This window comes from Neobacillus sp. PS3-40, assembly GCF_030915485.1.
Taxonomy (GTDB): domain Bacteria; phylum Bacillota; class Bacilli; order Bacillales; family Cytobacillaceae; genus JAUZPL01.
Window position 1 is genome coordinate 2,575,699 of sequence record NZ_CP133266.1, and the last position, 19,116, is coordinate 2,594,814.

Sequence of the window (19,116 nt, forward strand, 5' to 3'; positions counted from 1 at the left end):
CATACGGGAAAAAATAGTGTATGATTTGAAGGGAGGCTTTATTATGTCAGAATTTACCCATTTTAATGATGAAGGCAGAGCAAAAATGGTTGATGTTAGTGATAAACCTGAAACAACTCGCACTGCTCTTGCTCACTCAAGTATCATTGTAAGTAAAGAAATATATGAAAAGGTTACCCATAATGAAATGAAAAAGGGTGACGTGCTAGCTGTTGGTCAAGTAGCTGGAATAATGGCTGCAAAGAAAACATGGGATATTATTCCTATGTGCCATCCAATCCCATTAACCGGAGTGAATATTTCCTTCCATTGGGAAGAGGAAAATCAACATGAATATAAATTGAACATTGAGGCATCAGTAAAAACAAAAGGTAATACAGGTGTTGAAATGGAAGCGTTGACAGCTGCTTCTGTTTGTGCGTTAACAGTTTATGATATGTGTAAAGCTGTGGATAAGGGAATGGTCATAGGACCAACGTTTTTAGTCGAAAAAACCGGAGGAAAAAACGGTGACTTTAAAAGAAATACAAATATTAGATAATATTCATGCGGGGTGTAGGAAATAGGATGAGTAATGAAACGGTGAAAATACCACAGGCAACAGCAAAACGATTGCCACTCTATTATCGATTTTTAAATAACCTGTATTCTTCCGGCAAACAAAGAGTTTCTTCAGCAGAGTTGAGTGAGGCGGTTAAAGTAGACTCAGCAACAATTCGAAGAGACTTTTCCTACTTCGGTGCTTTGGGGAAAAAGGGATATGGCTACAATGTTAATTATCTTTTAACCTTCTTCCGTAAAACACTTGATCAAGATGAATTGACAAAAGTGGCGTTAATTGGGGTTGGTAATCTTGGGACAGCCTTCTTAAACTATAACTTTTCTAAGAATAACAATACAAAAATAGAATGCGCCTTTGATGTAGATCCGGAGAAAATTGGAACATCAATTGGGGATGTCCATGTAAAGCCAATGGACGACTTTGAGGATTACTTAAGTAAGAATGAGATCTCAGTGGCTATTTTAACTGTGCCTGCTCCTTTTGCACAAATGATCACGGATCGTCTCGTTAAGTCAAATATTAAAGCAATTTTAAATTTTACTCCAGCAAGACTAAATGTGCCAGCTTCGATAAGGGTTCATCATATAGACTTGGCAGTAGAGCTTCAATCGCTAGTTTATTTCTTAAAGCATTACCCCACAAATGATATTGAAAAGAATATGTAAAAGGTAAAATGGCTGTTTCACGATAAAAAAGTGAAATGGCTATTTTTTTTTTGCTTATAAGAAAGTTTATCTTTGTTAGTTATGTATTGCTGAATTAGAAAATTCTTTGAAACGAATCTTTACAACGTAACAGTGTTATGTTACATTGGTATCAGAAAGGGGTTTTCGAAAATGAATGAGGATTTAATTTCGAAGAAAGACCTGTTAGAGTTGGCTGGCATTTCCTATGGCCAGTTATATAGATGGAAAAGAAAAGATCTAATCCCTGAGGAGTGGTTTGTTAGAAAGTCCACCTTCACGGGGCAGGAAACCTTCTTTCCTAAAGACAAGATACTAGAAAGAATCAATAAAATTCAAACAATGAAAGAGAACCTATCATTAGATGAGTTAGCAGATATGTTTTCTCCTAACCTAACAGACTTAACCTTGGAAAAAGACGAGTTAATAAAACGTAACATTGTTTCGAGTGATGTTATCCACTTTTATCTAGAAAATGATAAGGGCGACCTTCAATTTGATTTAACCAGAATGTTAGAAGTATTTATTTTAGAAAAATTACTTCAATCTGGTGATATTAGTCTTGAAGAAGGAAAAATGCTCATGCAAGTGTTAAAAGATAATACGGGTTTAATTAAGCAAAAAAGCTGTGAATTGGTGATGGTCAGGAAGCTGGGCATTTCAACTTGCCTCTTACTAGTAAATGCGGAGGCAGCTCATTTTGAAAATGGAACAAAAGTCATAGCGCAGCTTTCATTATTAACCTGCATGGAAGAAATAAGAGCGAAATTATTATAGAGGAGAATGAAGATGGAGCCAAAAAATAGTGGTGACCTAACGATTAATGGATTTGGTGCATCAAATGGTGGCCAATTTACTAATGTTATTCTTAACGGAAAAGGAACAGTTAATAGTGACATTGAATGCGATAATTTTGAATCGAATGGTACAGGATCAGTAAAAGGAAACCTCCATTCAAAAACAGCTAAAATTAGTGGTAACGGGAAAATTACTGGGAATATTGAAAGCTCGATGCTGTCAATTGAAGGTAGAGGAAAGATTGAAAATAACGCTATAGTGAACCGGTTGAAAGTCTCAGGGAATACATCGATTGGCGGAAACTTGAAATGTGAGGAAATGAAGGTAAAGGGCCGGATCACTGTCGGGGGAAATTGTGAGACAGATCTTTTTAAAGGAGAATGTTATTTTTCAATTGGCGGTCTATTAAATGCTGATAGGGTTGATGTGAAACTATTCGGAGAATGTAGTGCACAGGAGATTGGTGGGCAAACAATTGTTGTGAGACAGAAAACGTCTATAATGGCAAATTTATTTAAACCGTTTTTCCAAACATTCCTTGAAACAGACCTTATTGAAGGAGATCATATTGAGATTGAAAGCACAAAAGCGAAGATTGTTCGAGGAAACAATATAAAAATAGGTCCAAATTGTAAAATAGGTCTTGTTGAATATTCTGGAACATTTACTCAGGATAAAAGTGCGATTGTAGATGAAAGCAGAAAGATATAGAAAGGGGGATTATTTATGACGAAGAATCATAATCTTATTATCAATGGATCGGGAAGTTATCCTGGTGGTAACTACGAAAAAGTCGTCGTAAGAGGAGAAGGTACAATCGTTAGTGATATAGACTGTTCAGTATTTAAAATTTACGGAACGAGCGAGGCCCTTTTTAATGTTAAAGTGGGCTCGATGAAAGTTATGGGTGAAGCAGAAGTTAAGGGGAATCTAGACGCTGATGAATTGCATGTCATGGGAACCATGTCCGTTGATGGCAAGGCTCCTATCAAACATTTAAAGATGCGTGGGATGCTTGATGTAGGCGAAAGTCTTACCGGAGAAAGTGCTGATATTAAGGGAAGCATTTCAGCCGTGGGGAATGTAGAATTTGAAGCATTTACCCTGCATGGAAGCTTTGAAATTAAAGGATTGCTGAGTGCGGATATAATACGGATGGCGTTAAGGCATGGATGTAGCACTGCAGAAGAAATAGGTGGTGGAAAAATAATCGTTAAAAGAAAGTCATTTCTTCCATTTTTAAAAGATGAAGGATCATTATTTGCTAAGGTTATTGAAGGGGACGATATTTATCTTGAAAATACCGAAGCAGAAATTGTAAGAGGAAAAAAGGTTGAAATTGGTCCTGGATGTACGATTGGATTGGTTGAGTATTCAGCTGATTATATCCAGGATAAAGACTCGGTTGTTAAAACAAAGACAAAACAAGTGTAAGGAGAATTTTATGGAGAAAAATAATAGAAAATTTGGGTTGGTCGTTGCCGGGCTGATGTTGGGGATGTTAATGTCAGCGATGGATAATACCATTGTCGTAACAGCGATGGGTACCATTGTTGGCGATCTCGGCGGTCTTGAGAATTTTGTGTGGGTTGTTTCAGCTTATATGGTCGCTGAAATGGCAGGCATGCCGATTTTTGGAAAACTATCCGATATGTATGGGAGAAAACGCTTTTTTATAATGGGCCTACTATTGTTTATGGGTGGTTCGGCATTGTGTGGAACAGCTGATAGTATTATTCAATTGAGTATTTATCGTGCTATTCAAGGTGTTGGAGGTGGAGCGCTAATCCCAATTGCGTTCACCATTATATTTGATATTTTTCCTCCTGAAAAGCGTGGGAAAATGGGTGGTCTGTTCGGAGCTGTTTTTGGATTATCAAGTATTTTTGGTCCATTGCTAGGGGCGTATATTACAGACAATATTGGCTGGCACTGGGTCTTTTATATTAACCTGCCACTTGGAATTTTATCGTTGATATTTATATCTTTATTTTATAAAGAATCACCTATTCATCAAAAACAATCTGTCGACTGGTGGGGAGCTATCACATTAATTGGAGCTGTGGTCTGTTTAATGTTTGCTCTTGAGCTTGGTGGTCAAAAGTATGATTGGAATTCGGGTATTATTATAGGTCTATTCTCTGGTTTTGCTGTTTTGTTTTTAATTTTTACAATTGTTGAAACAAAAGTGAAGGATCCAATTATCTCCTTTTCGATGTTTAAAAATCGTTTATATGCCTCAAGTACGATTGTTGGTTTATTTTATGGTGCTGCATTCATGGCTGCAACAGTTTATATTCCGATATTTGTTCAAGGGGTTTATGGAGGTAGTGCAACGAACTCTGGTCTTATTTTATTACCGATGATGTTTGGCTCGGTCATTACAGCCCAGATTGGTGGAATTCTAGTATCGAAGATGAGCTACCAGAAGATTATGTTTATCTCTGGTGTGATCTTGATTGTAGGATTTTTATTGTTAAGTACGTTAACCGTTGATACAAGCAGAGTATTACTGACTCTTTATATGGTAGTAATTGGGTTTGGTGTAGGTTTTTCCTTTTCTGTTTTAAGTATGGCAGCTATCCACTCTTTTGGCATAAATCAAAGAGGATCTGCAACATCTACGAGTAATTTTATTCGGTCCCTTGGAATGACGGTGGGGATCACGATTTTTGGAACAATCCAAAGGAATATTTTTAAAGTGAAGCTAGAAGATGCGTTCAGTGGAATGGGACAAATGCCAAAAGGTGGAGTAATTGGAGATTCGCGTTCACTATTATCAGCACAAGCAAGAAAATTAATTCCTCCGCAAATTTTAGATAAAATAACGGAGGCGTTATCAAATTCAATTGTTCATACCTTTATGTGGGCTCTTATTCCTGCTTGCCTTGCATTTTTATTAATTTTTGTAATGGGGAAAGAGAGAATGGTATTTGAGGATGAGATTCCGGGTAATGAGACTGTATAGAAAAAGCCTTTTCACACTTACTGTTGTGGAAAGGCTTTTCTCTTATTTGTTTTTCTTATTTTTATTAGCAAAGTAAAAAATGAGTATTTTTAAGCCTGAGCCAAAATCGAAGGTAGCTAAAATCACGAGTAGATAGACGAAAATGCCCCATCCACTTTCTTGAATATCTTGAATGGCAAAATACGTGAACAATATGCCGAGGAAAAGATAAATGATTCCGGAAAATAATGGTGACTGTCTCATAGAAATCCTCCAATAAAATTTTGAATCGTTTTTGTGTCTTGTATGAGTTTCTCGATGTCATCTTTATAGGTGGATTGCACCAAGACAACCAATGTATTCATTGCTACATGAGCAAAGATTGGGACAAGAATATGCTTTGTTTTGATATAAAGGAAGGCAAATGTAAAGCCCATGGCTGAATATAAAAGAACATGCTGCGGTTCCATATGAGCCAATGCGAAAATGACGGAACTGATCACTGCAGAGATAAAGAAATTATACCGTTTATATAATGCCCCAAAGAGGATTTTTCGAAAAACAATTTCCTCCAAGATAGGACCTATGATCGAACTAACAAGGATTGCAAATGGAAAGGTGTTGATTATTTTTAGTATTTGTTGAGTATTTTCAGAACCCATATTAACGCCAAGGAGCTGCTCAATATTTGCTGCAACTATCTGTGCGAAAAACGCAAGAAAAACGCCGAAGAATGCCCAGATAATCGAACTTCCAATTGAACTTCCCTTTCTAACATCGTTTTTGGCCATTTCCTTCCTAAGAATAAAAAGGACAATAACTAGCGCAATGGAAAAACTAATGATCAGCCAATAGGGAATTGCAAGCCCTTTCGAGGCCTCGACTCCTTTTCCGGATATCCCTAGCACAAAGGCTATTAGGGGAACACCAACAAGGCTAGAGAATTGCATCGAAATATATACTATTAAAATAAGCCAATATTCTCTTTTCAAATTGAGTAATCTCCTTTAAATCCTTCAGTATAGTAAGCACTATTATTCATTCTACTCTTAAAACTACTTCTGTTTCAATTAGAAGCCTTTTTCTAAAGGAATATGTATATAATGTCAAATTTATCCCATACTTTTAAGGTTGTTTGTTTGGAAAAGGAGCTAAAGCTATGTTTAATATGTAAATAAGTGTTTAGAATTTGGCTTATTGTTTTAGTAAACAAGGATATTTATATTTTAAACGGGACTCCCTTTCAGTATAGATGGGGGGCATATGTACCTTTATTTCATAAGAATGTGCCAGAAGGTATTTTTCAACAACAATAATTTTTACAAAATATATAAAAAAATTAATGTATCTTGCTTGCAAAAGAGTATTAGATTCATTATTATAATACTTGTGTTAGCACTCATGATAAGAGAGTGCTAATAATACAGAATTACCTACATATTTAAGGAGGTTGTTTGATTTGTTAAGACCATTAGGTGATCGCATTGTTATTGAGCTTGTTGAATCAGAAGAAAAAACTGCAAGCGGTATCGTATTACCAGACACAGCTAAAGAAAAGCCTCAAGAAGGAAAAATTGTAGCTGCTGGTACAGGTCGTGTGCTTGAAAGTGGAGAACGTGTTGCACTTGAAGTTTCTGTTGGCGATCGTATTATCTTTGCAAAGTACGCTGGAACAGAAGTGAAATACCAGGAAAAAGAATACTTAATCTTGCGTGAAAACGATATCCTTGCTGTAATTGGCGAGTAATTACTTAGAAGAGATTTATTACTTATAAATGAAAAACAAACGAGGAGGGCTTTTGAACAATGGCTAAAGAAATTTTATTTAGTGAAGATGCTCGTCGCGCAATGTTACGCGGTGTTGATACATTGGCAAATACTGTAAAAGTAACTCTTGGACCTAAAGGACGCAATGTGGTACTTGAGAAAAAATTCGGTTCACCACTCATCACAAATGATGGTGTAACAATTGCAAAAGAAATCGAATTAGAAGATGCTTTTGAAAACATGGGTGCAAAGCTTGTTGCTGAAGTTGCAAGCAAAACAAACGATGTTGCTGGTGACGGTACAACAACTGCAACCGTTCTTGCTCAAGCGATGATTCGTGAAGGCTTAAAGAACGTTACTGCAGGTGCAAACCCAATGGGCATTCGCAAAGGAATCGAAAAGGCTGTTATGTTGGCAGTTGAAGAATTAAAAGCCATCTCTAAGCCAATTGAAAGCAAAGAATCAATCGCACAGGTTGCTTCCATCTCATCTTCTGATGAAGAAGTAGGCCAATTGATTGCTGAAGCAATGGAGCGCGTTGGAAACGATGGCGTTATTACAATCGAAGAATCTAAAGGCTTTACAACAGAATTGGATGTTGTAGAAGGTATGCAATTTGACCGTGGATATGCTTCAGCATACATGGTAACCAATACTGAGAAAATGGAAGCTGTTTTAGAAAATCCATATATCTTAATCACAGACAAAAAAATCTCAAGCATTCAGGAAATCCTTCCTATTCTTGAGCAAGTGGTTCAACAAGGCAAGCCATTATTGCTAATTGCTGAAGATGTTGAAGGGGAAGCTCTTTCTACATTAGTTGTGAACAAGCTTCGTGGAACATTCAATGCAGTTGCTGTTAAAGCTCCTGGCTTTGGTGACCGTCGTAAAGCAATGCTTGAAGATATCGCTGCTTTAACTGGTGGTGAAGTAATCACTGAAGAACTAGGCCGTGACCTTAAATCTGCTACAATTGAATCTTTAGGACGCGCTTCTAAAGTAGTTGTAACAAAAGAAAATACAACACTTGTTGAGGGTGCTGGCGAATCTGCTTCTATCGGAGCTCGCGTAAACCAAATCCGTGCTCAATTAGAAGAAACAACTTCTGAATTTGACCGTGAAAAATTACAAGAACGCTTAGCTAAATTAGCTGGTGGTGTAGCTGTAATCAAAGTTGGTGCTGCTACTGAAACTGAACTAAAAGAGCGCAAGCTTCGTATTGAAGATGCTTTAAACTCAACTCGTGCTGCAGTTGAAGAAGGTATTGTATCCGGTGGTGGTGTTGCCCTTCTTAATGTATATAGCAAAGTTGCTGCAATCGAAGCAGAAGGCGACGAAGCAACAGGTATCAATATCGTATTACGTGCAATGGAAGAACCAGTTCGTACAATTGCACACAATGCTGGTCTTGAAGGATCTGTTATCGTGGACCGCTTAAAACGTGAAGAAGTTGGAACAGGCTTCAACGCAGCTACTGGTGAGTGGGTAAACATGATCCAAGCTGGTATCGTTGACCCAACTAAAGTAACTCGTTCAGCTCTTCAAAATGCTGCATCTGTTGCTGCTATGTTCTTAACAACTGAGGCTGTAGTTGCTGACAAACCAGAACCTGCTGGTTCAGGCATGCCTGATATGAGCGGTATGGGTGGAATGGGCGGCATGATGTAATTAGTGTCTATAAACCCTTTTATATCAACGTTTAAAACGATATGCGGACAAACTTGTCCGAGAGTTTGTCCGCATTATTCGACAAAAGAAAACCCAAACTAATTAAGAAGGCCTTTCATCAGTTTGCTAAACTGTTGGGAGGTCTTTTCTTTCGTGCTTTGGGTAACATGAGTATAAATAACCGTTGTTGTCTTTGGATCCGTATGGCCAAGGCGTTCCATTACTTCTTTGATAGTTGCACCAGCTTCAAACATTAATGATGCATGAGTATGCCGGAAAGAGTGAGGCGTAATATTTTTTGTGATTTCTGTTTTTTTCAGCAACCGGTGAAGCCTGGTTTCAAAAACTTTTCTTAATTGTGGGTGACCATCATCCCGAGCAAAAATAAATCCGTTATCTTGGTATATGGGTTTGTTTTTCAGTTTTACTTCTTTTTGTTTAATCTCATGTTTTTTCAGCATTTTTACCAGCATTTCGTCAATCTCAATAGTGCGTTTTGATCCAATTGTTTTTGGGGTGAGCAACTGATACTTTTCAAAATTATTGGTAGGATTGTAAATCGTTTTAGTTATGCGTAAAGTCCCTTGTTTAGAGTTGAAATCCACCCATTTTAGAGCTAATAGTTCACCTATTCTTAAACCAGTATAGGAAAGTACAGTAAAGACTAAATGATCCATTTCAAGCCCCTCAGACTGGGCTAATTTAAGAAAATGAGCAAGCTCCTCTTTTTCTAAAAAGTTAATGTCTTCTTCTTCCTTCTCCAATTCCTCAACGGTTTGTTGCTTTTTAGGTAGTTTATAATCTTCAGTAGGATTAATTTTTATCAAATTTTGAGTTACAGCTTTCTTAAAAATCATTCTTCCACATGCATGAATGCCGTCCATATAATTGTGGCTGTATTTCTCGTTTAATTCTAGGATACGCTCTTCATACATTTTTTTTGTAATACGGCTAATGGGGAATGGTCCCCATACACTTATAAAATGCTTCATTTCTTTTTCCCTGGCTCTTACGCTGCTTACCTTAACCCCACTACGACCATAAGTTTTTAACCAATCTTTAGCGAATTGTTCAAATGGCATTTGTGACTCTTTAATAAGAGTTCCATTTTGTTTTTCTAGTTCCACGAGGCGAGCTGCAGCTTTCGCCTCTTTTTGTGTTTTAAATCCACCTTTTGAAACTTGAGGGCGGCGCTTTTTTGTGAGTGGATCTATGCCCATATCCACAATATAGGTCCATGTTTTTCCGCGTTGTCTGAATTGTGCCATCGCCTTAGTCCTCCTTAGTTCTATCAGAACAAAGTGTTTCAAGATAAAATTTTATTAGTTTCTTATCGTGGTCAGTAATAATAACTCCTTTAAAAGTTATATTGTTTTTATTTAAAAATTCTTCTAGGTCAACTTGTTCTTTAAAAACCTCATTTTCATTAAATGCCTCTAATAATTCATCTTCGCTCCAGTGTCCGGCACCCACCATTAACTCAACATACGAAATATCCAGAGGAGCATATAATTTTTTTAAAACATCTGGGGAAGGTCTTCTAATACCGTTTTCAATTTGAGATATATAAGAATTAGATACACCCGAAAGATCTTCTAACATTCTAATAGACATTTTTTTCTTTTTTCTAAGATTGTATATATATTGACCAAACTCTTGTTGATCCATTTGCCTCGACCCCTTTCTACAATCTATTATACACAAATGTGGGCAAATATAAATATTTATTAATAAATGCTTGCATATGTGGGCAAAATGATATAAGATTCAATTATCAAGAAACAAAAATTATTTTTTTACTCATTTTGCTTGCAAATGTGGGCGATAGGTGGTGATAGTGTGGAACGAATGACTATAAAAGAAGCAGCTCCTTATATTGGATCATCCGAATACAAATTGCGTGAAATGGCTCGACAAAAAGAAATAGCGCATTACCGGGTCGGAAACAGGATTATGTTTCGCAAAGTTATGCTTGATGAATGGATTTCCAAACAAGAACAGGAAAACGTCCGTGAAAAAGTCTAAAGGAGGATGGGAGTGAAGATGATTGACATTAAGTTTAACGAAGATGAACTAAAGGCTTTATATCTCGAAGAAGTTCAAAAGCGATTAGATAAAATTGAACTTCAATCATTGTTAATGGATTCTAAACAACTTTGTAGGATGCTTTCGTTATCATGGCCAACAGTTGAGAAAATGTTCCTCAGGGATCCTAACTTTCCCTCAATTCGAATCGGTAGTAAGTGGTTATTCAACAGGAGGGAAGTAGAGCGATATATTAATCTTTGGTCAATTGAAATTAAAAAGAAAAGTAAGGGGGCCTAAGCGATGGAAAAATCAGTTCAATGTTTTCTAACAGAGGATGAATACAGAATGTGGCTCATAGGTTTTGATGCAGCAAGCCAGCTAATAATTTTTCTTCAATCTGATAAATCTCAGTTTGATAAAGATTATCTTATTAAAATGATGCTGGAATCCTATGAAAAAAGAATGGTCCAGGAGTTAACGCGGTTTAAATCAGAGGAAAAATAAATAACAGTGTGGTGTTGAAATTGACAAATGAATATTTAACAGGTCGTATTACTGTATTCTTTGGATGTGATACCGTCTCACTGATCCATAAAGTCCATGGCAGATATTCCAATATGGATTTAGAAGAAGGCGATTTTATTGAAGTAGAAGATCATGGCCAATACAAAGCGACTACAGTCAAAGATATTTTAAAAACTTTAGTGGAAAAGACTTCAAATAACCATACGGAATGGAATGTAGGTCAATCGCTTTATGAAGGATGTAAGGCACGAGTCAAATTAAATGATATGGCAACTAAAATAGTTGAATTCAACAATAAAAAATATGCGATCGAACAAATTTTTAAAGCAGTGGAAAATGAGAGTTTTTCCCTAGAAGAAGCAAAAAGGACCATATTAAAATGGGAAACTGATATTGAAGAATAAAAGTTGGTGAGGTGAAATGGCAAACGTTCAACTAGAAAAGGGCTTTACCAGGATAGCCAATGAATTATTGGAAGCTACCCAAAACTACAAATTCACATTAAATCAATACAAGATTATCCAGGCCGTTTGGCGGTACACCTATGGATATGACCGAAAAGAACATATTTTTTCATTAAGTTTTTTAGAGAAAACCACTAATTTAACAAGAACTAGAATTAGTGAAAGTTTAAAAGGTCTTATAGAAAAAAAGGTGCTCCTGGAAATTCAAAAAGGCGGCGGGAGACGTTCAAAGGTTCTCTCCTTTAACAAAAATTATGATGATTGGGAAATTGAAAAATATGCAAATAGTAGTCTACAAAACGATACTACTAGAGGTCAACGAAACGATACTACTAGAGGTCTACAAGACGATACCAAGTATAAAGAACTTAAAAGAAAATCTTTAAAGAAAAAAAACAACTTGGATTTGCGAATCCAAGGTAATGTTTTTCTGAATATTTATAATCAACATTTCTTTAATAAGTTTGGGAAACAACACATGAAGGTCACAGAAATAAAACATGATTTAATTTTAAATGAGTTAGAAAGTATTGATGAAATATTAACTGATTCCGAAAAATTCGAAGATATAGTATTTTATCATTTTGCAAATTTACCAAAAGGCAATGACGGAAATATCTTAGCTTTTTTACCAGCTTTCAAAAGGTACTTTAAAGAAATTATTTTAGGAGGCTAATAAAATGAACATCAATACGTGGTCGCAAATATCGAAGCTAAAAGCTAATCTACTTGAGCTAGCAGATGTCTTATTATCAGATGAAATTATGTCTAAAGAGGAAATTGCTTTCGACCTCATTTGTAACGTTCAGACTCTAACCAATATTGAGGGAGATGTAATTAAATCATTTAGAAATAACAAAATGAGAAAATTGCATCAGACTTGTGAGGAAAAAGAAATTGAAAGAGAAAACAAAAGGCCTTCACTAAAAACCAGTGAAAGCCAGAAATAAGGTATCCCAAACTGTAATTGCCAAAATTATAGCATGGGGATGATCTGAATGTATATCTTAAAATCCTTGTCTACTGCAGAGAAATTAAAAATCAGAAAGGCTGTTGAAAAGGAACTAGAACGTTACCAGCTATATAAAACAACAGCCTTTTTTAATCGAGAAACAAACATTACATCTTCTTATGAACCTCGTTATCATGGCCCAACAAATCACACTAGTGACCAGACAGGAAATGCGGCTGTACATAATGCGGACGAGCAAGATAAGCGCGCTGCCTTATGTGAACGAATGGAAAAGGCTATTGAACGATTGCCAGAAAAAGAACGGCTTCTTATCGAGAAAAGGTATACAGATAACGAGAGCCAATATACAACAAATTACCAAATATATTGCTTTGAATTTGATCCACCAATCAGCGAGGTAACTTTCAACACCATTCGAAACAGAGCCATTTTAAAACTTGCTTTGATCTTGGGGATTGATTGTGGTGTTGATTTACAACTGTAAGGTGGTGAAAGGATCCAGATGATTCTATTACTCGGATATACGACAAAGGAGGATGAACTAGTTAATGAGTGAAGAACAAAAGAAACTTTATGAGTTAAAAGTTATAAATCAGCTTATGAAACAGTTCATTGGCTTTAGAGGAATGAATGAGGATTGGGAAGATTACCAGGCAAGACACATGAAACGATCGGACCAAGCTTATGGCAAGAAACAATAGTAAAAGAGCGAGAACCAAAGGCAAAGATCATAGAAAAAATCAGATGAATAGGCGTAATAGAAGGATACTGAATGGACTTATAAGAGAAGTTGAAATGCAACAGATTAACAAAACGGTATCCCCCCCATAAAAATAATGAAGTGCCCATTGCCTGTGACCGTATGATAGCCCATCAAGTAACACATATCTAGCGCGCATGAGGGGTGTAGGTTAATTTAAAATGAATTCCAAAGGATTTTAGAGCAATCTAAAGTCTTTTTTTATTTCTAATGAATTAAGGGTAAATTAACTTTAACATTTTTACCACTTGCAACCAATGTGATACAAGTGGTACAATGAGTACAAGAAGTAAAATTGAATTTGGAAAGGACGTGAAAAAATGGCTGATTATCAGTTAAGAGCTCGTATTCCTCACGAATTAGCAGACGAAGTTAAAGCCGTTATTGAAACCATTAATGAATCGGTACCAGGAGCAGAAGCAACATTTTCAACCGTTGCACGTTACGCATTACAAGATTACGCAAAACGCTTTCATCCAAAAATTAAAGGCGAAACTTTATTTCTTGAACTACCGATTAAAGATCTTAAAAAAGAACAATTAGAAGTTATTTCAAAAGCACTTCAAGATATTAATTCAGTAGTAAAAACGGCAGATGTCGAAAGAGTAAAAATGGAAATTGAAAATAAAATTTTATCTGAAGAAATCGCTGAACTTATGGCTGCTAGAAAAGCAGTGAAGGGAGGTGAAAATAATGAATAGACTCGAACAAATTCGTAACAGAATGGGTGAAATCAGACACTTACTTGAAAGCGACGATAAATCAATTGATCTAAATGCACTTGATGTAGAGTTAAGATCTCTTAATCAAGAAAAAGTAGATATTGAGAAACGTGAAGCTGAAAAAGCTGGAACAGTCACTTCTTTCGGTTTTCTGAATTCAGTGCCAGGACAAGAACAACGGAGTAAAGAATTTGAGCAGCGTGCAGAGTTATTTGAGAATGGTAAGGCCGTAAAGCTAAGCCTTGAGGAATCACAAATTCGTTCAATTTCAATAGCTGGCGGTAATGTCGCTCTACAAACACAAGCAAGCCAACAATTACAGCCTGTATTTAACGAAGTAAGTTCCCTCGTTGACCTGGTTCATAGTTTCCCAATCCCCGGGGGAGAATCCTATAACCAAGGGTTTGTTGTTTCAAGTGGATCAGCTGATTACTCTGCTGAAGGTGCTGATTATCACGATAATGATGAGATCGAAACAGATTTTGTCAATATCGTTAAAGCAAAAATCACTACTTACTTTGAACTTCCAGAAGAAGTCCAAAAGTTAGGTGGTAATCAGTATATGACTTTCGCTCACCAAGCAGCTTTAACAGCTGTAAGGAAAAAAATGTCTCAACAGATTATTGTTGGTACTGGTGGTACAAACAGTTTACTAGGAATCTTTAATGCTCCATTAAACGTTATGCCAGCAACAGTTGATCTGACAGTAACTCAAATTGATAATCAAACTTTAGATGAAATTGTTTTCAAACATGGTGGAGATGAATCTGTAGAAGGTGGAGCTTATCTAATTTTAAATAAGCAAACACTAGCGGAATTTTCTAAACTTCGTGCTACGACTGGACAACGTTTATACACCATCAAACTTGATAAGAACGGAAATTCCGGATCGATTAGCAGTGAAGATTCGTTCGAAGTACCATTTATCATTAACAGTGTAATTAAAAGCTTTGACGATGCAGCTGTAGGCGAATATTTTATGGCTTATGGTAAACCAGCTGCTTATGAAATGCCGTTATTCAGTGGACTTGAAATTCAAGAATCAAAAGATTTCAAGTTTAAGAGTGGTCAGATTGCTATTAAAGCTAGTGTATTTGCAGGTGGAAACACTTGTTGCTATAAAGGTTTTACCCGGATTAAAAAGGGCTAATATCTTACTAATTTCTGATTTTATGTTTTAAAGTTTCTTGTTCCAAATTCATTTGAACAACTCCTTAGGTAGGTTTTGGTCGTCTTTTATAGACGACCTTTTTTTGAAAAAAAATTTAATAAAGGCGGTGGAAATATGGCTGGTGGAAGGGTTATATCAGCAGTATTAACACTTAGGGACCGTGATTTTTCCTCTAATGCTAGGCGAGCTGGAAACGGCATTACCGATCTTGATAGACGTTTAAGACGGACAGGTAATCAAGTTAGTCGTTTTCGTGAGACAGCAGTTTCAAGTTTTTCAAGTGTAGCGAAAGGTGTAGCGGGACTTGCTGCAGGGTATGTAAGTTTAAAAGCTGTTGAAGGTGTCGCAAGTTCTGCTATTAATGCAGCTTCATCAATGGAGCAGTACAGGAATACCTTAAATGTGGTAATGAAGGACCAAAAAAAGGCAGCGGAAATGATGAAATGGTCTGTTGATTTTGCTAATAGAACACCATTTGAGACAGATTCAGTTGTTCAAGCGACTGTTAAACTCCAAAGTTACGGACTGCAAGCCAAAAAAGTAATGCCTGGTATCGGAAATATGGCATCTGTTATGAATAAAGATTTAGACCAGGCAGTTGAAGCAGTGGCAGATGCCCAAACTGGCGAGCTTGAACGCATGAAGGAATTCGGGATTACCAAAAGCATGATTGCCAAGCAAGCTGGAACGATGTACCGGCATCAACAAATCATTAACAACAAAGGGCAAATAGTGGATCAGCAAAAATTTAATAATGCAATGTTTTCACTTATGAATGACCGTTTTAAAGGCGGAATGGCAACTCAGGCAAACTCCTTTAAGGGTGTAATGTCCACCATTACAGGCGTTTGGAAAACCGGATTAGCCTCTATGGCTGGTATTAGTGCTACAGGTGAGATTATGAAAGGCAGCTTATTCGATGTAGTTAAACAAAAAGCAAAAGTTTTTGGAGATTATATTCAAAAATTGGCTAATGACGGCACCTTTACCAAAATTGGAGTGAAAATCGGTGATGGATTAAAAACGGCAGGTCATTGGTTTAACGTAGTAAAAGATAATGCCGTCCAGATGTATGTAAATGCAAAACCCGGTATTGAATGGATTAAAAATACTGGATTACCTGGAATGAAAGATGGTATTGGATTTGTATTAGACAAAGCTAAGGGATTATATAATTTCATATCAGGTAACTGGTCATTAATTGGACCTGTTGTCGCTGGTGTGGCTGCGTCAATAGCAACCTTTAAAGTCGGTGTGATGGCTATTACTACATCATTAAAGATATGGAAAGGTGTTACAAACGCTGTGGCCATAGCACAGGGACTGTTAAATGGTACGTTGGCTTTAACTCCTTTAGGATGGATCGTTATAGGAGTCGGTGCTGTTGTAGCTGCAGGTATCTTACTTTATAAAAACTGGGATACGGTAAAAACAAAAATGAGTTCCGTCTGGAAAAGTATTGAAACAGGTGCAGCAAAAATGGTTAATGGCACCATCGATAAATTAAATTGGTTGATTAAAAAAATCAATTTAATCCCAGGTATTAAAATTCCAATCATCCCTAAAGTGTATTGGGGATCTAAAACGGAAAAGGCTGGCGGTATTAATAATTCAGGGGCAGTCAGCGGCGCATATCTAGCAACGCATAAAAATGTTCCAAAAAATGCTTTAGGTACAAGTTACTTTACCGGTGGCCCGTCATTAATCAATGAGCGCGGTGGAGAGATTGTGGACTTGCCAGGAGGTTCAAGGGTTTATCCTCATGATAAATCGGTAAAGATGGCAAAAAGTGAAGGAAAGAGCATTGTAATCAATAAAATCGAAGTTCATGCAAAAGGTACTACTGTGAATGATATTGTAAGAGAATTGGTCCCACAATTGAAATTAGCTTTATCTAACATGTAGGTGGAGGGAATTATATGAGTATTGCCGAGTTAGCTTATATAATTCGAAAAGAAGGAGCTTATCATAATTCACCTTTACCATTTTTAGGGGAAGTTAGTAGTGTAGACCCATTGAAAATAAAAACTCATGGAATTGAGTTAGACGATGATCAATTTTATATCGTCCAGGAAACTGAATTTAGGGTAGGTCAAACAGTTATTTTGTTTCCAATGCCAAAAGGAAAATTTGTTGCAATGAGAGTAATAGAGTAGCAGTTTTATTAGAACATGATTAAAAGGGGGTCCCAGTATTGGGCCCCCTTTAGTTTGTTTTCATTTTTAAATTTGATTTTATCTCGCTTTGTATCGGTGCTGTTGGCTGTGTTTTAGGCTGTAGCATTTGCAAGAATTGAGTAAAAGAAGGTGCCTGAAGAATTCTAAAAGGGTATGTTCCATCTATCGCATAACGCTGATCTGACAAAATTAAAACATGTGGAAAAGGATCCGCCATAATTTTCGAATTGAATAAATCAACATAACGATCTAATTTTTCATTCATTTGCTTTTCAGAATAAAGCGTTCTTTGTACCTCGATAAAAAAGTTAGTCTTACGATATTGACAAAAAATATCTGGCTCCGCGCATTCCCCTTTACGGCCATACTTCGGCTCTACTAAGAATGTTTCTAATTCTCCAAGCTGCAGGATCTCTTTATATACATTCACAATGGCTAGAAAATGCCCAATTTTGGCACTATTCTTTTTCATGCTTACTTCTGGGCCAAAATAAACGTATGGTACAAAGGCTGTAGAACGTTGAATCTGATCTTCCCTAATTAATCTTAATAGCACATTATTAGAAGCGTATCTGGGGTTTTTTAAGCCTTTGAAATGTAATTCGGCTATTGAATCACGGTCCATCACTCTAAAACGGTTCAAATCCTTTATAATGGCTTTATCCCTCTTTGTTAGTGTCATTTGACTACCTCATTAAAGATATCTTCTTCCCTTATTTCCTCAATGCTCTCTATAGGCTCATATTCACTCTCTGTGAGGTTTTCCCATTCACTAGACTTATATGGCTCTAAAAGTTCTTTCGCTTTCTCCTCAGTTAGATAAGGTGCTTGGATTTCTTCTAAGCTATCTCTTTTCAAGAAAAATCTTCCTGGAGTCTCCCTGCTGATCTTTTCACTACCTGGTGTACCAATAATTTTAGAGTTTGATAAATCAGTAGTTCGAAAACCCATTCGGACTGTCAACAATGACCGCACTTTTGTATCAAGTATGTCGTGTGAAGGACGTTGCAACGATAAAATATTATAGATTCCAAGTGCACGACCTAATGAATCGATTTGTACAAGCATCTTTTTTAATTCTTTATCATCCATTACCATAACAATTTCATCTATGGCCAAAAGAATATAAGGGACCTTTTTATCCTTTGGTAATTTATCAACGTGCATAACACCAGCTGCATTCAATAATTTGCTACGACTGATCATTTCTTTATAAACAAAGGTAAGCATCCTTTTTAATTCATCCGGAAATATGGCCACGTTTTTAACGTGCTGCACACCTTTGAATAAATGAAATTCACTCATTTTTAAATCACCCAGGTAAAGGTGAAGTTCTTCAGGAGATTTATATTTTATGAGTGTGCTTAGAATGGATCTTATTTGTGTAGACTTTCCGCTCCCTGGCTCACCACTTATTAAAGCGTTTGGCTCAGTGATGGCATCATAAACAATCCATTGACCGTTACGATCCTTACCACACACAATAGGCATTTTTAAACCTTCTATAACGCTTGCTATGTCCTCGTATTTATAGGTTAGGTCTTTTGTAAGCCCTAACTCATAAACCGTCAATTCAAACTTTTTATAATCTCCGTCCAGTTCAATGTTTTTTCCAAAATGCTGATTGAATACATATTCCTTTTTCTCAACCTCTTTAGGATCCATCCCATTTATTAAAGTGAACACGTATCGAGTGGATTTCTTTTCGTTATCAAATTTAACGTCATGGATCATAGGATAAACAACGATTTCCTTTTCTCCATTTTTGAACTTATTGATTAGTCCAGCACTCTTAAAGGCTCTTCTTAGCTTCGCCTTAGCCTTTTGAGTTCTTATAAAGGTTTTTATCTTACCCATTCTTTCACCCCTCC

At 36.5% G+C, this 19,116-nt stretch carries 26 protein-coding genes; 20 read left to right on the plus strand and 6 right to left on the minus strand.

Features of this window, described 5'->3' with window-relative positions; genetic code table 11:
• The first annotated feature begins 43 nt into the window (after nt 1-43).
• The 6 genes from moaC to RCG20_RS12645 all read left to right on the plus strand — a co-directional run bounded on the left by moaC (nt 44) and on the right by RCG20_RS12645 (nt 5,011).
• Nucleotides 44-541 (plus strand): cyclic pyranopterin monophosphate synthase MoaC, encoded by a 498-nt coding sequence (moaC, locus tag RCG20_RS12620; RefSeq protein ID WP_308180484.1) that lies wholly within the window; start codon nt 44-46, stop codon nt 539-541.
• A gap of 26 nt (nt 542-567) precedes the next feature.
• The gene (locus RCG20_RS12625) at nt 568-1,227 is read left to right on the plus strand and encodes a redox-sensing transcriptional repressor Rex (RefSeq protein ID WP_308180485.1); all 660 of its coding nucleotides are present in this window, start codon (nt 568-570) and stop codon (nt 1,225-1,227) included.
• Nucleotides 1,228-1,398: 171 nt separating this feature from the next.
• Nucleotides 1,399-2,022 (plus strand): YhbD family protein, encoded by a 624-nt coding sequence (locus RCG20_RS12630; RefSeq protein WP_308180486.1) that lies wholly within the window; start codon nt 1,399-1,401, stop codon nt 2,020-2,022.
• A gap of 12 nt (nt 2,023-2,034) precedes the next feature.
• Nucleotides 2,035-2,754 carry a polymer-forming cytoskeletal protein gene (locus tag RCG20_RS12635; protein ID WP_308180487.1) on the plus strand — a complete coding sequence of 240 codons (720 nt, stop codon included), beginning with the start codon at nt 2,035-2,037 and terminating at the stop codon, nt 2,752-2,754.
• Between the two features lie 15 nt (nt 2,755-2,769).
• Nucleotides 2,770-3,477 carry a cytoplasmic protein gene (locus tag RCG20_RS12640; RefSeq protein ID WP_308180488.1) on the plus strand — a complete coding sequence of 236 codons (708 nt, stop codon included), beginning with the start codon at nt 2,770-2,772 and terminating at the stop codon, nt 3,475-3,477.
• A gap of 10 nt (nt 3,478-3,487) precedes the next feature.
• Nucleotides 3,488-5,011, plus strand: coding sequence for an MDR family MFS transporter (locus tag RCG20_RS12645; protein ID WP_308180489.1), 1,524 nt, complete (start codon nt 3,488-3,490; stop codon nt 5,009-5,011).
• Nucleotides 5,012-5,053: 42 nt separating this feature from the next.
• On the opposite strand, the gene RCG20_RS12650 is transcribed toward RCG20_RS12645, so the two are convergent.
• Both RCG20_RS12650 and RCG20_RS12655 read right to left on the minus strand, forming a co-directional pair.
• A complete protein-coding gene (locus RCG20_RS12650; RefSeq protein ID WP_308180490.1) occupies nt 5,054-5,254 on the minus strand; it encodes a YdiK family protein in 201 nt (66 codons plus the stop codon).
• Nucleotides 5,251-5,982: a CPBP family intramembrane glutamic endopeptidase gene (locus RCG20_RS12655; RefSeq protein WP_308180491.1), complete on the minus strand. Its 732-nt coding sequence runs from the start codon at nt 5,980-5,982 to the stop codon at nt 5,251-5,253. The genes RCG20_RS12650 and RCG20_RS12655 overlap by 4 nt, the downstream gene beginning before the upstream one ends.
• A gap of 467 nt (nt 5,983-6,449) precedes the next feature.
• Here RCG20_RS12655 and groES point away from each other — a divergent pair, with 467 nt between their 5' ends.
• Nucleotides 6,450-6,737, plus strand: coding sequence for a co-chaperone GroES (gene groES / locus RCG20_RS12660; protein WP_308180492.1), 288 nt, complete (start codon nt 6,450-6,452; stop codon nt 6,735-6,737).
• A gap of 59 nt (nt 6,738-6,796) precedes the next feature.
• Nucleotides 6,797-8,425, plus strand: coding sequence for a chaperonin GroEL (groL, locus tag RCG20_RS12665; RefSeq protein WP_308180493.1), 1,629 nt, complete (start codon nt 6,797-6,799; stop codon nt 8,423-8,425).
• 98 nt (nt 8,426-8,523) lie between these two features.
• Here groL and RCG20_RS12670 read toward each other — a convergent pair whose 3' ends face one another.
• Together RCG20_RS12670 and RCG20_RS12675 are read right to left on the minus strand one after the other, a co-directional pair.
• Nucleotides 8,524-9,735, minus strand: a complete 1,212-nt coding sequence (locus tag RCG20_RS12670) for a site-specific integrase (RefSeq protein WP_308180494.1) — start codon at nt 9,733-9,735, stop codon at nt 8,524-8,526.
• Nucleotides 9,698-10,093 carry a helix-turn-helix domain-containing protein gene (locus RCG20_RS12675; RefSeq protein ID WP_308180495.1) on the minus strand — a complete coding sequence of 132 codons (396 nt, stop codon included), beginning with the start codon at nt 10,091-10,093 and terminating at the stop codon, nt 9,698-9,700. The genes RCG20_RS12670 and RCG20_RS12675 overlap by 38 nt, the downstream gene beginning before the upstream one ends.
• A gap of 180 nt (nt 10,094-10,273) precedes the next feature.
• On the opposite strand from RCG20_RS12675, the gene RCG20_RS12680 reads away from it, so the two are divergent.
• The 12 genes from RCG20_RS12680 (at nt 10,274) to RCG20_RS12735 (ending at nt 17,224) form a co-directional block, all read left to right on the plus strand.
• A complete protein-coding gene (locus RCG20_RS12680) occupies nt 10,274-10,450 on the plus strand; it encodes a helix-turn-helix domain-containing protein (RefSeq protein WP_308184338.1) in 177 nt (58 codons plus the stop codon).
• 18 nt (nt 10,451-10,468) lie between these two features.
• On the plus strand, nt 10,469-10,750 hold the full coding sequence (locus tag RCG20_RS12685) for a helix-turn-helix domain-containing protein (RefSeq protein WP_308184339.1): 282 nt from the start codon (nt 10,469-10,471) through the stop codon (nt 10,748-10,750).
• A gap of 3 nt (nt 10,751-10,753) precedes the next feature.
• Nucleotides 10,754-10,957, plus strand: a complete 204-nt coding sequence (locus RCG20_RS12690) for a hypothetical protein (RefSeq protein ID WP_308180496.1) — start codon at nt 10,754-10,756, stop codon at nt 10,955-10,957.
• A 20-nt stretch (nt 10,958-10,977) separates the two neighbouring features.
• Nucleotides 10,978-11,382 (plus strand): hypothetical protein, encoded by a 405-nt coding sequence (locus RCG20_RS12695; RefSeq protein ID WP_308180497.1) that lies wholly within the window; start codon nt 10,978-10,980, stop codon nt 11,380-11,382.
• Between the two features lie 16 nt (nt 11,383-11,398).
• The gene (locus RCG20_RS12700) at nt 11,399-12,118 is read left to right on the plus strand and encodes a replication protein (protein WP_308180498.1); all 720 of its coding nucleotides are present in this window, start codon (nt 11,399-11,401) and stop codon (nt 12,116-12,118) included.
• 4 nt (nt 12,119-12,122) lie between these two features.
• A complete protein-coding gene (locus tag RCG20_RS12705) occupies nt 12,123-12,392 on the plus strand; it encodes a hypothetical protein (protein ID WP_308180499.1) in 270 nt (89 codons plus the stop codon).
• 48 nt (nt 12,393-12,440) lie between these two features.
• Complete coding sequence (locus RCG20_RS12710) at nt 12,441-12,899, plus strand: ArpU family phage packaging/lysis transcriptional regulator (RefSeq protein WP_308180500.1); 459 nt, start codon at nt 12,441-12,443, stop codon at nt 12,897-12,899.
• 64 nt (nt 12,900-12,963) lie between these two features.
• Nucleotides 12,964-13,116: a hypothetical protein gene (locus RCG20_RS12715; RefSeq protein WP_308180501.1), complete on the plus strand. Its 153-nt coding sequence runs from the start codon at nt 12,964-12,966 to the stop codon at nt 13,114-13,116.
• Nucleotides 13,117-13,495: 379 nt separating this feature from the next.
• Entirely contained in the window at nt 13,496-13,876 is a 381-nt protein-coding gene (locus RCG20_RS12720) for a hypothetical protein (RefSeq protein ID WP_308180502.1), read from the plus strand.
• Entirely contained in the window at nt 13,869-15,047 is a 1,179-nt protein-coding gene (locus RCG20_RS12725) for a phage major capsid protein (protein ID WP_308180503.1), read from the plus strand. Before RCG20_RS12720 ends, RCG20_RS12725 begins: the two co-directional genes overlap by 8 nt.
• A 135-nt stretch (nt 15,048-15,182) precedes the next feature.
• Nucleotides 15,183-16,973: a tape measure protein gene (locus RCG20_RS12730; RefSeq protein ID WP_308180504.1), complete on the plus strand. Its 1,791-nt coding sequence runs from the start codon at nt 15,183-15,185 to the stop codon at nt 16,971-16,973.
• A gap of 14 nt (nt 16,974-16,987) precedes the next feature.
• Entirely contained in the window at nt 16,988-17,224 is a 237-nt protein-coding gene (locus tag RCG20_RS12735; RefSeq protein WP_308180505.1) for a DUF2577 family protein, read from the plus strand.
• A gap of 49 nt (nt 17,225-17,273) precedes the next feature.
• Here the strand turns inward: RCG20_RS12735 and RCG20_RS12740 are convergent, their stop codons facing one another.
• Both RCG20_RS12740 and RCG20_RS12745 read right to left on the minus strand, forming a co-directional pair.
• Entirely contained in the window at nt 17,274-17,927 is a 654-nt protein-coding gene (locus RCG20_RS12740) for a hypothetical protein (RefSeq protein ID WP_308180506.1), read from the minus strand.
• Complete coding sequence (locus tag RCG20_RS12745) at nt 17,924-19,102, minus strand: FtsK/SpoIIIE domain-containing protein (RefSeq protein WP_308180507.1); 1,179 nt, start codon at nt 19,100-19,102, stop codon at nt 17,924-17,926. Before RCG20_RS12745 ends, RCG20_RS12740 begins: the two co-directional genes overlap by 4 nt.
• Nucleotides 19,103-19,116: the final 14 nt, after the last annotated feature.

What these genes read in the sequence shown, in the direction of transcription:
- groL (WP_308180493.1), top strand. Translation starts at nt 6,797, where the DNA reads ATGGCTAAAGAAATTTTATTTAGTGAAGATGCTCGTCGCGCAATGTTA.
- RCG20_RS12730 (WP_308180504.1), top strand. Translation starts at nt 15,183, where the DNA reads ATGGCTGGTGGAAGGGTTATATCAGCAGTATTAACACTTAGGGACCGT.
- RCG20_RS12630 (WP_308180486.1), top strand. Translation starts at nt 1,399, where the DNA reads ATGAATGAGGATTTAATTTCGAAGAAAGACCTGTTAGAGTTGGCTGGC.
- RCG20_RS12720 (WP_308180502.1), top strand. Translation starts at nt 13,496, where the DNA reads ATGGCTGATTATCAGTTAAGAGCTCGTATTCCTCACGAATTAGCAGAC.
- RCG20_RS12680 (WP_308184338.1), top strand. Translation starts at nt 10,274, where the DNA reads ATGACTATAAAAGAAGCAGCTCCTTATATTGGATCATCCGAATACAAA.
- RCG20_RS12675 (WP_308180495.1), bottom strand. Translation starts at nt 10,093, where the DNA reads ATGGATCAACAAGAGTTTGGTCAATATATATACAATCTTAGAAAAAAG.
- moaC (WP_308180484.1), top strand. Translation starts at nt 44, where the DNA reads ATGTCAGAATTTACCCATTTTAATGATGAAGGCAGAGCAAAAATGGTT.
- RCG20_RS12685 (WP_308184339.1), top strand. Translation starts at nt 10,469, where the DNA reads ATGATTGACATTAAGTTTAACGAAGATGAACTAAAGGCTTTATATCTC.
- RCG20_RS12650 (WP_308180490.1), bottom strand. Translation starts at nt 5,254, where the DNA reads ATGAGACAGTCACCATTATTTTCCGGAATCATTTATCTTTTCCTCGGC.
- RCG20_RS12635 (WP_308180487.1), top strand. Translation starts at nt 2,035, where the DNA reads ATGGAGCCAAAAAATAGTGGTGACCTAACGATTAATGGATTTGGTGCA.
- RCG20_RS12745 (WP_308180507.1), bottom strand. Translation starts at nt 19,102, where the DNA reads ATGGGTAAGATAAAAACCTTTATAAGAACTCAAAAGGCTAAGGCGAAG.
- RCG20_RS12640 (WP_308180488.1), top strand. Translation starts at nt 2,770, where the DNA reads ATGACGAAGAATCATAATCTTATTATCAATGGATCGGGAAGTTATCCT.
- RCG20_RS12725 (WP_308180503.1), top strand. Translation starts at nt 13,869, where the DNA reads ATGAATAGACTCGAACAAATTCGTAACAGAATGGGTGAAATCAGACAC.
- RCG20_RS12740 (WP_308180506.1), bottom strand. Translation starts at nt 17,927, where the DNA reads ATGACACTAACAAAGAGGGATAAAGCCATTATAAAGGATTTGAACCGT.
- RCG20_RS12705 (WP_308180499.1), top strand. Translation starts at nt 12,123, where the DNA reads ATGAACATCAATACGTGGTCGCAAATATCGAAGCTAAAAGCTAATCTA.
- RCG20_RS12700 (WP_308180498.1), top strand. Translation starts at nt 11,399, where the DNA reads ATGGCAAACGTTCAACTAGAAAAGGGCTTTACCAGGATAGCCAATGAA.
- RCG20_RS12710 (WP_308180500.1), top strand. Translation starts at nt 12,441, where the DNA reads ATGTATATCTTAAAATCCTTGTCTACTGCAGAGAAATTAAAAATCAGA.
- RCG20_RS12690 (WP_308180496.1), top strand. Translation starts at nt 10,754, where the DNA reads ATGGAAAAATCAGTTCAATGTTTTCTAACAGAGGATGAATACAGAATG.
- RCG20_RS12625 (WP_308180485.1), top strand. Translation starts at nt 568, where the DNA reads ATGAGTAATGAAACGGTGAAAATACCACAGGCAACAGCAAAACGATTG.
- RCG20_RS12715 (WP_308180501.1), top strand. Translation starts at nt 12,964, where the DNA reads ATGAGTGAAGAACAAAAGAAACTTTATGAGTTAAAAGTTATAAATCAG.
- RCG20_RS12645 (WP_308180489.1), top strand. Translation starts at nt 3,488, where the DNA reads ATGGAGAAAAATAATAGAAAATTTGGGTTGGTCGTTGCCGGGCTGATG.
- RCG20_RS12735 (WP_308180505.1), top strand. Translation starts at nt 16,988, where the DNA reads ATGAGTATTGCCGAGTTAGCTTATATAATTCGAAAAGAAGGAGCTTAT.